We start from the raw sequence: 14248 nt of genomic DNA, 5'->3' as shown, positions 1-14248 counted from the left end.
CCCCTTGCGGCGCACTCACGGCCCGCGAAGCCCACAACGGACGCTGGCCGCTGATACGCGACAACGGGCCATCGGTGGGCAGGGTCCCGGCCGCCACTGGCGTCGGCACCGGCGCCTTGGCGACCTTGTCCTGCGCCTCTTGCTGCTTGGCAGCCGACAATGTCGCCGCCTCGCCAGACGCCAGCGGCTTGTTCTTGGACATCTGGCGCAGCAGCACGTCGGCCAGGCCGATACCACCGCCTTCGCGGGACATGGAAACGGCCAACTGCTGGTCGTACATTTCCTGGTACTGCTTGGCTTCCGGCGTGTTCATCGGATTGTCCTTGCCCAAGGCCTCGGTGGCCGAACGCATGGACTTGAGCATTTCGCCGAGGAACAGCGACTCGAATTCCTGCGCCACTTTGCGCAGGTTGCCTTCGCTGTTCTTGTCGCCGACCTTGAGCTGGTTGAGGCGATTCAGGTCCGAGTAAGAACCCGAATCCCCGCTGATCAAGGCGCCTTTGCGCATATCAACCATGGCCGCTTTCCTTAAATCACGATCAGGTCGGCTTGCAACGCGCCGGCCTGCTTCAAGGCTTCGAGAATGGCCATCAAGTCGCCCGGCGCCGCGCCGACCTGGTTCACCGCCCGGACGATTTCATCCAGGGTAGTGCCCGGGCCGAACTTGAACATCGGCTTGGCTTCCTGCTCGGCATTGACCCGCGAACGCGGTACCACAGCGGTCTGGCCGTTGGACAACGGCCCCGGCTGGCTGACGATCGGGTCTTCGGTGATGGTCACCGTCAGGCTGCCGTGGGTCACGGCGGCCGGAGACACCTTGACGTTCTGGCCGATCACGATGGTGCCGGTACGCGAGTTGATGATGACTTTCGCCACCGCCTGGCCCGGGTCGACCTCAAGGTTTTCCAGGATCGACAGATAGTCGACCCGCTGGCTCGGATCCAGTGGCGCGGTGACGCGGATCGAGCCGCCGTCGATGGCCTGGGCGACGCCTGGGCCGAGCATGTCGTTGATCTTGTCGACAATGCGCTTGGCGGTGGTGAAGTCGGAACGGTTGAGGTTCAGCGTCAGGCTGTTGCCCTGGTTGAAACCGCTCGGCACCGCCCGCTCCACCGACGCCCCCCCTGGGATGCGGCCGGCCGACGGAACGTTGACGGTGATCTTCGAACCGTCGCGACCCTCGGCATCGAAACCGCCCACCACCAGGTTGCCCTGGGCGATGGCGTAGACGTTGCCGTCGATACCCTTGAGCGGCGTCAGCAACAAAGTACCGCCGCGCAGGCTCTTGGAGTTACCGATGGACGCAACGGTGATATCCACCTGCTGGCCAGGCTTGGCGAACGCCGGCAGATCGGCACTGATCGACACCGCTGCGACGTTCTTCAACTGCACGTTGCCGGAGCCCGCCGGCACCTTGATGCCGAACTGCGACAACATGTTGTTGAAGGTCTGCAGGGTGAACGGGGTCTGGGTGGTCTGGTCACCGGTGCCGTTCAGGCCCACGACCAAACCGTAGCCGATCAGTTGGTTGGAACGCACGCCCGAAATGCTGGCGATGTCCTTCAAACGCTCGGCTTGAGCGGTAAAGGCCGCCGACATCACCAGGGCACCGATCAACAGCTGCTTAAGATTCAACTGGGCCACCTAGAAAGGGAACTTCGGGCTGAGGAAGAAACGGTCGAACCAGCCCGGCTGACTCGCATCGGCAAAGGCACCGGTACCCGAATAAGTGATGCGTGCATCGGCTACACGGGTCGACGGAACAGTGTTGTCAGTGGAAATGTCATCGGCGCGAACCATGCCGGCGATGCGCACCAGTTCGTCACCGGTGTTGAGCGTCAGCCACTTCTCGCCACGCACGGCGATGATGCCGTTGGGCAACACATCGGCGACGGTCACGGTGATCGAACCGGTCAGGCTGTTGCTCTGGCCGGACTGGCTGTCGCCCTTGGTGGCCCGATCAGCGCTGTAGCCAGCGTTGAGGCTCAGGTCATTGCTCCCGATCGGGTTGTTGGTGGTCAGGCTGGAGCCGAACAGCGAGGTCAGGCCGACGCTGGTCTCGCTGGTCTTGTCGATTTGCGAGTTGGCGTTCTTGCTGGCCTGGGTCCGCTCGTTCAGGGTGATGGTGATGATGTCACCGACCCGGAAAGCCTTGCGGTCGCTGTACAGGTTCTGCTCGAAACCGGCCTGGTAGATCGAACCATTATTGGCGGCAGCCGGCAACGGCGTGCGCGGCAACACCGGGGCGTAATACGGGTCATTGGGCCTGGGTGTCGGCGCGACACAGCCCGCGAGTGCGGTGATCCCACTCAGTGCCAGAACAGATACGAAGCGTTTCATGACCCTACCTCTTGGTGTTGCAGGCGACCCTGGGGCCGCCCTGTCTACGTAATGACGGACGTTGCGACGTGATTACAGATTCTGCGTAACGAACGAGAGCATCTGGTCGGCGGTGGAGATCACCTTGGAGTTCATCTCGTAGGCGCGCTGGGTGGTGATCATGTTGACCATCTCCTCAACGGTGCTCACGTTGGACGTTTCCAGGGTGTTCTGCAGCGTGGTACCGAAACCGTTCAGGCCGGGGGTGCCGACTTGCGGCGCGCCACTGGCGGCGGTTTCCAGGAACAGGTTATTGCCCACCGCTTGCAGGCCGGCCGGGTTGATGAAGTCGGCGGTCTGCAGGTTGCCGATCACTTGGGAGGCCGGGTTGCCCGCCACGGTGACGGACACGGTGCCGTCACGGCCCACGGTAAAGGTCTGGGCATCGTTCGGGATAACGATCGCTGGCTCCAGGGCGAAACCACTGGCGTTGACGATCTGGCCATTGGAGTCGAGGTGGAACGTGCCGTCACGGGTGTAGGACGTGGTCCCGTCCGGTTGCAGGATCTGGAAGAAACCGCGACCGTCGATGGCCATGTCCAGCGGCTGCTCGGTGGTTTGCAGGCTGCCGGCGTTGAAGTTTTTCTGGGTGCCGACGATGCGCACACCGGTACCCACTTGCAGGCCCGACGGCAGTTCGCTGTCCTGGGTCGACTGGGCGCCAGGCTGGCGTTTTACCTGATACAGCAGGTCCTGGAACTCGGCACGATCACGCTTGAAACCCGTGGTCGAAACGTTCGCCAGGTTGTTGGAAATAGTGGAAAGGTTGGTGTCCTGGGCGGACAGACCTGTTTTGGCAACCCAAAGAGCCGGAAGCATTCGATTCTCCTCGTACGCCTGTTTTTCGGCGCGACGCTGTAATTAATAGTTAGATCTGCAAGACCCGAGCCATGGCTTCATCGCCTTCTTTGGCGGTGTTCATCATCTTGACGTGGAGCTCGAACTGCTTGGCCAGGGCCAGCACCGAGGTCATCTCATCCACGGCGTTGACGTTGCTCGCCTCCTGGAAACCCGACACCAACTGCACGTTGCCGTCGATGGGCGCCGGCTGGCCGTCCTTGGTACGGATCGAACCGTCCAGGCCCTTGGTCATGGTCTTGAGGTCCGGGTTGACCAGCTTGATGCGATCCACTTCAGCCATCACCCGCGGGCCTTCGCCCATGGCGCGGATGCTGATGGTGCCGTCCTGGCCGATCTCGATTTTCTGCTCCGGCGGCACGGCGATCGGACCGCCATTGCCCATCACCGGCATGCCGTTGCCGGCGCGCAGCACACCCAGGGCGTCAACATTGAGGCTGCCGGTGCGCACGTAGCTTTCGCCGCCGTCAGGGTTCTGCACGGCCATCCAGCCAGGCCCGCTGACCGCCACGTCGAGGTCACGACCGGTTTCAATCAGCGCACCCGGGGTAAAATCCGTGGCAGGCCGCTCGGACAGGGCAAACGCCCGCGCCGGAAAGCTGTCGCCGAACACCGGCATCGAACGTGCCTGCTCCAGGTCTTTCTGAAAACCATTGGTGGAGATGTTCGCCAGGTTGTTGGCATGGGCCCGCTGCGCCAGTGCGTTCTGGCTGGCGCCGGTCATTGCCACATAAAGGTACTTGTCCACTGTCGTTCCTCTGCATGCCGGACGTTTGCCGCCCACTGCTGTGTTGCACAGCCTTAAGCAATTTGCAGACCAACTTTTTTCTGGCGCTGATGCCCCTGGTAAACAAAGGGCTTGGAGGTTTTGGAAGGGATTCTGCAAATGTACCGAAGACGAAAAACCGGCGGTGTCGTGCCGCTGCAAGGCAAAGGTTTACCCATCCGGCAAGTGCACCACATTTTTGTGGCGAGGGGATTTAGCGAAACGTCGCACCGCCCCGCTGGGGTGCGTAGCAGCCCTAAAGCAGTCAACCTGACACACTTTAATGTCTGTTTTTAGGGGCGCTTTGCACCCCAGCGGGGATAAATCCCCTCGCCACAATTGATTACACTCCAGGCTCCTTGCCAACTTCATATTCGCGTAACTTATTGGCAATGGTCGTATGGGAAACCCCCAGCCGCTTGCCCAGTTGCCGGCTGCTCGGGTGCTCGGAGTACAAGCGCTCCAGCACCGCTTTCTCGAAACGCCCGACGATCTCGTCCAGGCCACCCTCGAGGGAAAAATCGCCAAGGGGTTGGCGCATGCCGTAATCCGGCAAGCGGATATGCTCGGCCTTCACCGTGCCGCCATCGCACAGGGAAACGGCCTGGAACAGCACGTTTTCCAACTGCCGGACATTGCCCGGCCAGTGGTAGTGACTGAGACGATCCATCGCCGCCGGGGCCAGCTTGGGCAGGGCACAGCCGATCTGGCGACTGGCCTGGTCGAGGAAATGCTCCACCAGCGGCGCCAGGCCATCGAGGCATTCGCGCAGCGGTGGAATGTGCAAGGAAAGGACGTTCAAGCGGTGGTACAGATCCTGACGGAATTCTCCCCGGGCGCAGAGTTCGGACAAATCGACCTGGGTGGCACAGATCACCCTGACGTCCAGGTACACCTCTTCATCGCTGCCGACACGCCGGAAGCAACCGTCCTGCAGGAAGCGCAGCAGTTTCACTTGCAGGCGCGGACTCATCTCCCCGACGCCGTCGAGGAACAGCGTTCCCCCGGCGGTCAGTTCCAGCAGGCCGAGCTTGCCTTCGGCCCTCGCCCCTTCGAATGCGCCGGGGCCGTAGCCGAACAGCTCGGTCTCGGCCATGGACTCCGGCAGCCCGGCACAATTGAGCGCCATCAAGGGCGATTGCCCGCGCGGGCTCGCCAGGTGACAAGCTCGGGCCAGCAGTTCCTTGCCCGTGCCGGTTTCGCCTTCTATCAATAGCGGCGCGTCCAGCGGTGCCATGCGCCGGGCCTCACGGACCACCGCCACCATGACCTTCGAACTCTGGAAAATACTGTCGAAGCCGCGCAGCTCCTGCTTGCGCACGTTATAGATACGTTCACCCACCCGGTCGGCCCGGTGCAGGGTCAGCACCGCACCGGCCATGGCTTCGCTGTCGTCGTGCTCCGATTGCAGTGGCGCGATGTCGGCCAGGAACACATCGCCCTTGACCTTGACCCGCAGGCCGTTGATGCGCGACTGGTTGGCCCGCACCAGTTCCGGCAAGTCGAAATCCTCGGCATAGCGGGACAGGGGGATCCCCGGCACCTCGTCCACCCGCACCCCGAGCAACTGCGCCGCCGCCCGGTTGGCCGCGACGATGGAGCCGCCCATGTCGATGGACAGCACCGGAAACTCCAAGGCGCCGAGCAAGGCGTTGAGTTCCATGTGCCGACGCTCGCTGGGCATCAGCCCTACACGCTTGACGCCAAATACCCCGGCGATGCCTTCGAATTTCGGACGCAGCGCCTGGAACTGAATGTTGATCAGGTTCGGGCAGTGCAGGTAGATCGCGTTGCCATGCTCGCCGCCGACCTCCCCCCGGGCGACGTTGATGCCGTACTCCACCAACAGGTTGAGGATGTCCCGCAGGATGCCGATGCGGTTCTGGCAATGGACTTTGATGCGCATGAAGAGACCCGATGCTGTTCACTTAAGGTTTGTTTGATTCATTGTGGCGAGGGGATTTATCCCCGCTGGGTTGCGCAGCAACCCCCTTATTCCTCGCAGCGCCACAATCCATAGGCGAGCGCTTCGCACTCGAACGGGGATAAATCCCCTCGCCACAAGGCCTGTTCCCTGCGCGACAGCGCAGCGTCGAAGACGCGGCGGCCACTCCCTCACCACACAGGTTTCTGCGTGGCAGCACAAATAGCCGTCAAGATTATGTGACAGTTGTAGGCCAATTCCCACCGGAAAAACCCGACAACAGCGTAAGCCGGGCCAACTCGTAACGAAAACTTTACGATTTTACTTTTCCTTCACCTGCCCGACCTTTTCCCGCGTGCTGCACATGTCGCTGCTTCGCGCTATCTCTATTGCATCGCTGGACATAAAAACAACACATCTTCCCCCTGAGGGAAATCAGCAGGAGAGCAGCATGAAGCAGACGCAGTACGTGGCCCGCGAGCCCGACGCGCAAGGTTTTATCCACTACACCGCCGAAGAACACGCGGTGTGGAACACGCTGATCACCCGCCAGCTGAAAGTCATCGAAGGCCGTGCATGCCAGGAATACCTCGACGGCATCGACAAGCTGGGCCTGCCCCACGACCGTATCCCGCAACTGGATGAAATCAACAAGGTGCTGGGCGCGACCACGGGCTGGCAAGTCGCCCGGGTACCGGCGTTGATCCCCTTCCAGACTTTTTTCGAATTACTCGCCAGCAAGCAGTTTCCGGTGGCGACCTTTATTCGTACCCGCGAAGAGCTGGATTACCTGCAAGAGCCGGACATTTTCCACGAGATCTTTGGCCACTGCCCGTTGCTGACCAACCCCTGGTTTGCCGAATTCACCCACACCTACGGCAAACTCGGCCTACAGGCGTCCAAGGAAGAACGGGTATACCTGGCGCGCCTGTACTGGATGACCATCGAGTTCGGCCTGGTGCAGACCCCACAGGGCCGGCGCATCTACGGTGGCGGCATCCTGTCCTCGCCCAAGGAAACCGTGTACTGCCTGTCCGACGAGCCCGAGCACCAGGCCTTCGATCCACTGGAAGCCATGCGCACGCCGTATCGCATCGACATCCTGCAACCGGTGTATTTCGTGCTGCCCGAGCTCAAGCGCCTGTTCGACCTGGCCCACGAAGACATCATGGGCATGGTCAAGCGCGGTCGGGAACTGGGCCTGCACACGCCGAAATTCCCACCCAAGGCTGCGTGAACCGCGTCTTTTAATCTCAATTGAGTCTGTTGCACAACGCGGCTTTGCTTTAGCGTGGGTGCATCGACGTTTTCAAAAATTCGATCCAGGAACACACCATGAACACTCTGAACCAAGCCCATTGCGAAGCCTGCCGCGCCGACGCCCCACAAGTCAGCGACGAAGAACTGCCGGTGCTGATCAAGCAGATCCCCGACTGGAACATCGAAGTGCGCGACGGCGTGATGCAGCTGGAAAAAGTTTTCCTGTTCAAGAATTTCAAGCACGCCCTGGCGTTCACCAACGCTGTCGGTGAAATTTCCGAGGCCGAAGGCCACCACCCAGGCCTGCTCACCGAATGGGGCAAAGTCACCGTGACCTGGTGGAGCCACTCCATCAAGGGCCTGCACCGCAACGACTTCATCATGGCCGCCCGCACCGATGACGTGGCCAAGACCGCCGAGGGCCGCAAGTAATGCATTTCGACGCCATCGGCCGGGTACCCGGCGACCCGATCCTTGGCCTGATGGAGGCCTACGGGGCGGACAGCAACCCGAGCAAGTTCGACCTGGGCGTGGGCGTCTATAAGGACGCCCAGGGTTTGACGCCGATTCTTCAATCCGTGAAGCAGGCCGAGCAGCGACTGGTGGATCGCCAGACCACCAAGACCTACATCGGCGGTCACGGCGACGCTGCGTTCGGCCAGTTGATCAACGCGCTGGTGCTGGGCGCCGACTCGCCGCTGATCAGCGCAAAGCGTGCCGGTGCCACCCAGACACCGGGCGGCACCGGTGCGCTGCGCCTGAGTGCCGACTTCATCGCTCAATGCCTGCCGGGCCGTGGGGTATGGCTGAGCAACCCGACCTGGCCGATCCACGAAACCATCTTCGCCGCGGCCGGGGTCAAGGTCAGTCACTACCCTTACGTGGGCGCTGATAACCGCCTGGATTTCGAAGCAATGCTGGCGGCCCTGAACCAGGCGCCCAAAGGTGATGTGGTGCTGCTGCACGCCTGCTGCCACAACCCCACCGGATTCGACCTGTCCCATGAGCAATGGCGTCAGGTGCTGGAGGTGGTGCGCAGCCGCGACCTGCTGCCGCTGATCGACTTCGCCTACCAAGGCTTCGGCGATGGCTTGGAGCAGGACGCCTGGGCGGTCCGGCTATTTGCCCAGGCCCTGCCGGAAGTGCTGGTCACCAGTTCCTGTTCGAAGAACTTCGGCTTGTACCGCGACCGTACGGGTGCGTTGATCGTCTGCGCCCGCGATGGCGAGAAGCTGGTGGATATCCGCAGCCAACTGGCAAACATCGCCCGCAACCTGTGGTCGACACCGCCGGACCATGGCGCGGCCGTGGTGGCGACCATTCTCGGCAACCCGGAACTCAAGAGCCTGTGGGCCGATGAAGTCCAGGCCATGCGCCTGCGCATCGCGCAATTGCGCAGCGGCTTGCTGGAGGCCCTCGAACCCCATGGCTTGCGCGAACGCTTCGCCCATATCGGCGTGCAACGCGGGATGTTCTCCTACACCGGCCTGACGCCGGAACAGGTCAAACACCTGCGCGAGCGCCACAGCGTCTACATGGTCGGCACCGGCCGGGCCAACGTGGCCGGCATCGATGCGACGCGCCTGGACCTGCTGGCCGAGGCGATTGCTGACGTTTGCAGATAACCAGCCTTTAAATAGCTGAACAGACCCCCTTGTGGCGAGGGGATTTATCCCCGCTGGGCTGCGCAGCAGCCCTAGATCAGACACCTTGGAATGTCAGGCCACCCCAGGCTGGGGGCTGCTGCGCAGCCCAACGGGGATAAATCCCCTCGCCACAGATAAGTCCTCTCACCACAGGCGCTGCGCCAGACGCTCTACCTACAGGCCTGTCCACTCGCGGACAAACTGCCCGACATCTTCCTGCGGTGCCGTGCGCGCTTCTTTCTGCGGCGTGCCCAGGTAGAGGAAACCGATCACCTCTTCCCCGTCTTCAAGGCCAAGCCCCCTGGCCACATGCGGCGAGTACGCCAGCTCACCGGTCCGCCACACGCCACCGACCCCTTGGGCATACGCCGCCAACAAGATGCCATGGGCCGCGCAGCCGGCCGCCAACAACTGTTCGGATTTGGGGATCTTGAAATGGTCCTGCAGGCGAGCAATCACCACCACGACCAGAGGCGCACGCAATGGGCCGTTGAGGGCCTTTTCCACGACCGCTTCCGGTACCAGCGGGTCATTGAACCGCGCCGCTTCGGCCAGCAGTTCGCCCATGCGATTGCGCGCCTGCCCTTCGACCGTCAGAAAACGCCATGGCCGCAACTGGCCGTGATCCGGCGCCCGCATGGCCGCGGCGAACATGAGTTCACGCTGCTCCGGCGTGGGGGCCGGGTCCACCAGGCGCGGGACGGAAACACGGTTGAGCAAAGCGTCGAGAGCCTGCATCGGCCACCTCCTGAAAAAATGTCCGGCTATTCTAGTGGCTGTGCGGCGAGTTCGTTAGCGCAAAATCCGCGACCCGGCGCCCACTCGGTTCCGGGTGCCGGTTTACAGGACGCTTGCCGCAGGTAGAATGGCGCCCTTCCCTTTCAGCCTGAGCGGACTTCATGGCGTTGCCGACCCTGCGGATCATTGGTTTCATCATCGGCATCTTCCTGATCACCCTGGCGATCTTCATGGTCGTGCCCATGGCCACGCTGCTGATCTACGAGCGCACCAGCGACCTGCCGTCTTTCCTCTGGTCGAGCATGATCACCTTTGTTGCCGGCCTGGCCCTGATTATTCCCGGACGCCCGGAGCACATCCACCTGCGCCCTCGGGACATGTACCTGCTGACCGTCAGCAGTTGGCTGGTGGTTTGTGTGTTTGCCGCGCTGCCGTTCCTGCTGACCCAGAAGATCAGCTACACCGACTCGTTTTTCGAAAGCATGTCCGGCATCACCGCAACCGGCGCCACCGTCCTGAGTGGCCTGGACAACATGTCCCCGGGTATCCTGATGTGGCGCTCGCTGCTGCACTGGCTCGGCGGCATCGGCTTCATCGGCATGGCGGTGGCGATCCTGCCCCTGCTGCGCATCGGTGGCATGCGGTTGTTCCAGACCGAGTCGTCGGACCGCTCGGAAAAAGTCATGCCCCGTTCCCACATGGTGGCGCGGTTGATCGTGGCGTCCTACGTGGGCATCACCATTCTCGGCACCCTGGCGCTCTGGTGGGCCGGGATGAGCCTGTTCGATGCCATCAACCATGCGATGTCGGCAATCTCCACCGGCGGTTTTTCCACCTCGGACCTGTCCCTGGCCAAATGGACCCAGCCGGCCGTGCACTGGGTCGCCATCGTCATCATGATCCTCGGCAGCCTGCCGTTTGCCCTGTATGTGTCGACGCTGCGAGGCAATCGTCGGGCGCTGATCAAGGACCAGCAGGTCCAGGGGCTTATCGGCGTACTGCTGGTGACCTGGCTGGTGCTCGGCACCTGGTATTGGGCAACCACCGACCTGCACTGGCTGGACGCGTTGCGGCACGTGGCACTGAACGTGACGTCCATCGTCACCACCACCGGCTTTGCCCTGGGCGACTACAGCTTGTGGGGCAATTTCTCGCTGATGTTGTTCTTCTACCTGGGGTTCGTCGGCGGTTGCTCGGGCTCGACGGCTGGCGGGATCAAGATCTTCCGCTTCCAGGTCGCCTACATCCTGCTGCGGGCCAACCTTAATCAACTGATCCACCCGCGCGCGGTGATCAAGCAGAAATACAACGGTCATCGCCTCGACGAAGAAATCGTCCGCTCGATCCTTACGTTCTCGTTCTTCTTCGCCATCACCATCTGCGTGATCGCGCTGCTGCTGTCGCTGCTGGGCGTGGAATGGATGACGGCGCTGACCGGTGCAGCCAGTACCGTGTCCGGCGTCGGCCCGGGGCTGGGGGAAACCATCGGGCCGGCTGGCAACTTCGCACCGCTGCCGGACGCGGCCAAGTGGATTCTGTCAGGCGGCATGCTGCTGGGCCGACTGGAAATCATTACGGTGTTCGTGCTGTGTATCCCGGCGTTCTGGCGTCACTGACCGGTCAAGACTGGCTCGCCAACCGTGCCCGGTATTCGCCCGGTGTGGTGTCGAACCAGCGGCGAAAGGCCCGAAAAAAATTGCTCGGGTCGGCAAACCCCAGCAGATAGGCGATTTCGAGCAGCGTCATGCCTGGCTGCGCCAGGTACTGCTCGGCCAGTTCGCGGCGGGTGTCTTCGAGCAGGCTCTGGAAACTCGTGCCTTCCTCCTGTAAACGCCGCTGCAAGGTGCGCTGCGACAGGTGCAGCGTCTGCGCCACCACGTCTCGCTTGGGCTCGCCCTGGGGCAACAGTCGGCACAACGCTTGTCGCGCCTTGTGGGTCACGCGGCTTTCCGAAAAGCGCGCGAGATACTCCCCGGCAAACCGGTCGTGAAGCTGCGCCATGGCTTCGTTGGCCGTCGGCAGCGGCGCCTCCATGTCGGCCCGTTCAAAAATCAGTGCGTCATAAGGTGCGCCGAACACCAACGGCGCGCAGAAAGCTCGCTGATAAGGCGCCAGGTCCAAGGGCTCGGCGCCTTGGCACAGCACTTTCACCGGGTGCAGGGCGCGCCCGGTCAGCCAACTGCATAGCGCCAACGCACAGGCCAGGGACGCTTCGGCACTTTGGCGAGTGGGGGGCAGATGGTCCCCATGCACCGTCAGGATCAGCCCGTAGCCTTCTTCCAACCGACGAAAACTCAATTCGGCGCTTTCGGCAATGATCCGCTGGTATCGCACCAGCCGTTGAAAGCCCTCTGCCAGGGTGCGACTGGACATCAAGGCGTAGCCAACCACATGGAACGAGGCCGGGCGCACCACTTTGCCCATGTTCAAGCCAATGGCCGGGTTACCGGACAACTCCACCGCCCGTTGCCAGAGCCGCGTCATCGAATCCTGGGGGAAACGTGCATCCGGATCGTCCAGCGCATCAAAGTCCAGCCCCAGTTGCTGGAACAGCACCCGACAATCCAGGCCGTCCATTTCCAACGCTTTGACAATCCCCATCGCCCAGCTTGAAGAAGTCGTTCGTTCGCTCATGACGTTTTACTTGCATGACGAGCCGCAGGGTACGGCTGGATTTGCGAAGGATACTAAAGTGGCGCCCATTGTCACTGGCTGTTGCAGGTGATAGCTCTAGACTTCAAGCATCAGAACAATAACCACAGAGCTAGCCGTCGTGGAAAACGCCAAACGATTCAATACGTTCGCTGAGTTCTACCCCTATTACCTCGGCGAACACAGCAACAGCACCTGCCGCCGATTGCATTTCATCGGCACCTCCCTGGTCATCCTGATTTTCGTCATGGCCCTCGTCGTGGGTAGCGGGTGGCTGTGGCTCGCCCTGCCCGTGGCCGGCTACGGCTTTGCCTGGGTCGGGCACTTCTTCTTTGAAAAGAACCGTCCCGCCACCTTCCAGCACCCGTTCTACAGCCTGCTCGGCGATTTCGTCATGTACCGCGACATGCTGCTGGGCAAGGTTGCGTTCTAGTCAAAGGACTGCCCATGAACACCCATGCACGCTTTACCCACATGCAGGACGGCACCCAGGAAGACTGGGCGCTCATCGCGGCCGATTTCAGCGCCTACGCACGGCAATTGCCGAGCCGGATCCTGACCCACTTGAAACTGCTGGACGGCGATTTCGGCGGGTTCCCGGTGGATCGCCTCACCCACTCCCTGCAAACCGCCACCCGCGCCTACCGTGACGGGCAGGACGAGGAATACGTAGTCTGCGCCCTGCTCCACGATATCGGTGACACCCTGGGCTCGTATAACCACCCGGACATCGCAGCGGCGATCCTCAAGCCCTTCGTCAGCGCCGAAAACCTGTGGATGGTGGAAAAACACGGGATTTTCCAGGGCTATTACTTCTTCCATCACCTGGGCATGGACCGGCACCTGCGCGAGCAGTTTTTCGATCATCCGCAGTACCAGGCGACAATCGACTTTTGTGCGAAATATGACGCGGCGGCGTTCGACCCCGAGTACGACACCCTGCCGTTGAGTTTCTTCGAGCCGATGCTGGAAAGGCTGTTTGCCGCGCCGAAGCAATCGATCTACAAGGCGGCGATGGCTGACAAACCGGCCTGACAGACACAGCAAAACCCTGTGGCGAGGGGATTTATCCCCGCTGGGCTGCGCAGCAGCCCCAAGAAAATTTGCTTCAGCGCGATCAACCTGGCACACCAATAGGGGGCTGCTTCGCAGCCCAGCGGGGATAAATCCCCTCGCCACAAGGTGTAAGGCTCAAGCAGGTTCGGCGACTTTCAGTGCCTTCAACTGCGCCTCCCGCGCCTGGGCCTCCGCCAACCGATACAACTCGATCGACCCGTCCCAGTGCTCGATCAGCGCCGTGCAGGATTCGACCCAATCGCCACAATTGAGGTATTCCACCTCGCCCACCATGCGCATCTCGGCATGGTGGATATGCCCGCAGACCACGCCATGCAGTTCGCGTTTCACACACTCGTGGGCGATGGCTTCCTCAAAGTCACTGATGAAGCTGACGGCGGTCTTGACCTTGTGCTTGAGGTACGCCGACAGCGACCAGTAACCGTAGCCGTAACGGGCGCGCCAATGGTTGAGCCAGCGGTTCAGCGTGAGGGTGAACTCGTAGGCCGAATCCCCGAGGAACGCCAGCCAACGGTGGTAACGGGTGATGACATCGAACTGATCGCCATGGATCACCAACAGGTGCCGACCATCGGCCGTGACGTGCACCGCTTCGTCCACCAACTGGATATTGCCCAGGATCAGCTTCGAATAGCGCCGCAGGAATTCGTCATGGTTGCCGGTGACGTAGATCACCTCGGTGCCGCGCTTGCTCATGGTCAGCAAGCGGCGAATGACGTTGGTGTGGGCCTGGGGCCAATACATGCCACCGCGCAGTTTCCAGCCATCGATGATGTCACCCACCAGGTAGATCTTGTCGGCGTGGTAGCCCTTGAGAAACTGCGACAGGTGCTCGGCCTGGCAATCCCGGGTACCCAGGTGCACATCGGAAATCCACAGGGTGCGAACACGCTGTTTGCGGCTGGGTTTGGCGAGCTCGGCGCTGGTCATTGGGCAACCCTCTGATCG

At 61.8% G+C, this 14248-nt stretch carries 15 protein-coding genes; 6 read left to right on the top strand and 9 right to left on the bottom strand.

The features are described 5' to 3' along the window. From CFII68_RS00005 to CFII68_RS00030, 6 genes are all read right to left on the bottom strand, one after another. Window positions 1–517: rod-binding protein (locus CFII68_RS00005; protein ID WP_018614459.1), on the bottom strand; the 517-nt coding region annotated here is incomplete at its 3' end. An 11-nt stretch (window positions 518–528) separates the two neighbouring features. After that, a complete protein-coding gene (locus CFII68_RS00010; protein ID WP_162493992.1) occupies window positions 529–1599 on the bottom strand; it encodes a flagellar basal body P-ring protein FlgI in 1071 nt (356 codons plus the stop codon). Between the two features lie 45 nt (window positions 1600–1644). Beyond that, complete coding sequence (gene flgH / locus CFII68_RS00015; RefSeq protein ID WP_018614454.1) at window positions 1645–2340, bottom strand: flagellar basal body L-ring protein FlgH; 696 nt, start codon at window positions 2338–2340, stop codon at window positions 1645–1647. A gap of 72 nt (window positions 2341–2412) precedes the next feature. Further along, complete coding sequence (flgG, locus tag CFII68_RS00020; RefSeq protein ID WP_018614451.1) at window positions 2413–3198, bottom strand: flagellar basal-body rod protein FlgG; 786 nt, start codon at window positions 3196–3198, stop codon at window positions 2413–2415. A 49-nt stretch (window positions 3199–3247) separates the two neighbouring features. Further along, on the bottom strand, window positions 3248–3985 hold the full coding sequence (locus CFII68_RS00025) for a flagellar basal body rod protein FlgF (protein ID WP_014337130.1): 738 nt from the start codon (window positions 3983–3985) through the stop codon (window positions 3248–3250). A gap of 361 nt (window positions 3986–4346) precedes the next feature. Then, complete coding sequence (locus CFII68_RS00030) at window positions 4347–5909, bottom strand: sigma-54-dependent phenylalanine hydroxylase transcriptional regulator PhhR (protein ID WP_018614448.1); 1563 nt, start codon at window positions 5907–5909, stop codon at window positions 4347–4349. A 469-nt stretch (window positions 5910–6378) separates the two neighbouring features. On the opposite strand from CFII68_RS00030, the gene phhA reads away from it, so the two are divergent. From phhA to CFII68_RS00045, 3 genes are all read left to right on the top strand, one after another. Next, window positions 6379–7164 (top strand): phenylalanine 4-monooxygenase, encoded by a 786-nt coding sequence (gene phhA, locus CFII68_RS00035; protein ID WP_018614446.1) that lies wholly within the window; start codon window positions 6379–6381, stop codon window positions 7162–7164. A 98-nt stretch (window positions 7165–7262) separates the two neighbouring features. Further along, a complete protein-coding gene (locus CFII68_RS00040; protein ID WP_003184087.1) occupies window positions 7263–7619 on the top strand; it encodes a 4a-hydroxytetrahydrobiopterin dehydratase in 357 nt (118 codons plus the stop codon). After that, the gene (locus CFII68_RS00045; protein ID WP_018614442.1) at window positions 7619–8812 is read left to right on the top strand and encodes an amino acid aminotransferase; all 1194 of its coding nucleotides are present in this window, start codon (window positions 7619–7621) and stop codon (window positions 8810–8812) included. The genes CFII68_RS00040 and CFII68_RS00045 overlap by 1 nt, the downstream gene beginning before the upstream one ends. Before the next feature lie 195 nt (window positions 8813–9007). Here CFII68_RS00045 and CFII68_RS00050 read toward each other — a convergent pair whose 3' ends face one another. After that, on the bottom strand, window positions 9008–9571 hold the full coding sequence (locus CFII68_RS00050) for an NAD(P)H nitroreductase (protein ID WP_018614440.1): 564 nt from the start codon (window positions 9569–9571) through the stop codon (window positions 9008–9010). 161 nt (window positions 9572–9732) lie between these two features. Between CFII68_RS00050 and CFII68_RS00055 the strand changes: the two genes are divergently transcribed. Further along, on the top strand, window positions 9733–11187 hold the full coding sequence (locus CFII68_RS00055) for a TrkH family potassium uptake protein (protein WP_018614438.1): 1455 nt from the start codon (window positions 9733–9735) through the stop codon (window positions 11185–11187). A 4-nt stretch (window positions 11188–11191) separates the two neighbouring features. Here CFII68_RS00055 and CFII68_RS00060 read toward each other — a convergent pair whose 3' ends face one another. Continuing rightward, window positions 11192–12205, bottom strand: a complete 1014-nt coding sequence (locus tag CFII68_RS00060) for an AraC family transcriptional regulator (RefSeq protein ID WP_074849589.1) — start codon at window positions 12203–12205, stop codon at window positions 11192–11194. A 139-nt stretch (window positions 12206–12344) separates the two neighbouring features. On the opposite strand from CFII68_RS00060, the gene CFII68_RS00065 reads away from it, so the two are divergent. Both CFII68_RS00065 and CFII68_RS00070 read left to right on the top strand, forming a co-directional pair. Beyond that, window positions 12345–12656 (top strand): DUF962 domain-containing protein, encoded by a 312-nt coding sequence (locus CFII68_RS00065; RefSeq protein ID WP_018614434.1) that lies wholly within the window; start codon window positions 12345–12347, stop codon window positions 12654–12656. Window positions 12657–12670: 14 nt separating this feature from the next. Beyond that, window positions 12671–13258 (top strand): HD domain-containing protein, encoded by a 588-nt coding sequence (locus CFII68_RS00070; protein ID WP_018614432.1) that lies wholly within the window; start codon window positions 12671–12673, stop codon window positions 13256–13258. 156 nt (window positions 13259–13414) lie between these two features. Here CFII68_RS00070 and CFII68_RS00075 read toward each other — a convergent pair whose 3' ends face one another. After that, on the bottom strand, window positions 13415–14230 hold the full coding sequence (locus tag CFII68_RS00075; RefSeq protein WP_018614430.1) for a UDP-2,3-diacylglucosamine diphosphatase: 816 nt from the start codon (window positions 14228–14230) through the stop codon (window positions 13415–13417). Window positions 14231–14248 lie beyond the last annotated feature (18 nt).

The organism is Pseudomonas sp. CFII68 (assembly GCF_000416195.1).
GTDB classification, from domain to species: domain Bacteria; phylum Pseudomonadota; class Gammaproteobacteria; order Pseudomonadales; family Pseudomonadaceae; genus Aquipseudomonas; species Aquipseudomonas kilonensis.
This window is presented reverse-complemented; position numbering and strand designations above follow the sequence as displayed.

Excerpts from the sequence above, each read along its gene's own strand:
- CFII68_RS00010 (WP_162493992.1), bottom strand. The coding sequence starts at position 1,599 with ATGTCGGCGGCCTTTACCGCTCAAGCCGAGCGTTTGAAGGACATCGCC.
- flgH (WP_018614454.1), bottom strand. The coding sequence starts at position 2,340 with ATGAAACGCTTCGTATCTGTTCTGGCACTGAGTGGGATCACCGCACTC.
- flgG (WP_018614451.1), bottom strand. The coding sequence starts at position 3,198 with ATGCTTCCGGCTCTTTGGGTTGCCAAAACAGGTCTGTCCGCCCAGGAC.
- CFII68_RS00030 (WP_018614448.1), bottom strand. The coding sequence starts at position 5,909 with ATGCGCATCAAAGTCCATTGCCAGAACCGCATCGGCATCCTGCGGGAC.
- phhA (WP_018614446.1), top strand. The coding sequence starts at position 6,379 with ATGAAGCAGACGCAGTACGTGGCCCGCGAGCCCGACGCGCAAGGTTTT.
- CFII68_RS00040 (WP_003184087.1), top strand. The coding sequence starts at position 7,263 with ATGAACACTCTGAACCAAGCCCATTGCGAAGCCTGCCGCGCCGACGCC.
- CFII68_RS00045 (WP_018614442.1), top strand. The coding sequence starts at position 7,619 with ATGCATTTCGACGCCATCGGCCGGGTACCCGGCGACCCGATCCTTGGC.
- CFII68_RS00050 (WP_018614440.1), bottom strand. The coding sequence starts at position 9,571 with ATGCAGGCTCTCGACGCTTTGCTCAACCGTGTTTCCGTCCCGCGCCTG.
- CFII68_RS00055 (WP_018614438.1), top strand. The coding sequence starts at position 9,733 with ATGGCGTTGCCGACCCTGCGGATCATTGGTTTCATCATCGGCATCTTC.
- CFII68_RS00060 (WP_074849589.1), bottom strand. The coding sequence starts at position 12,205 with ATGAGCGAACGAACGACTTCTTCAAGCTGGGCGATGGGGATTGTCAAA.
- CFII68_RS00070 (WP_018614432.1), top strand. The coding sequence starts at position 12,671 with ATGAACACCCATGCACGCTTTACCCACATGCAGGACGGCACCCAGGAA.
- CFII68_RS00075 (WP_018614430.1), bottom strand. The coding sequence starts at position 14,230 with ATGACCAGCGCCGAGCTCGCCAAACCCAGCCGCAAACAGCGTGTTCGC.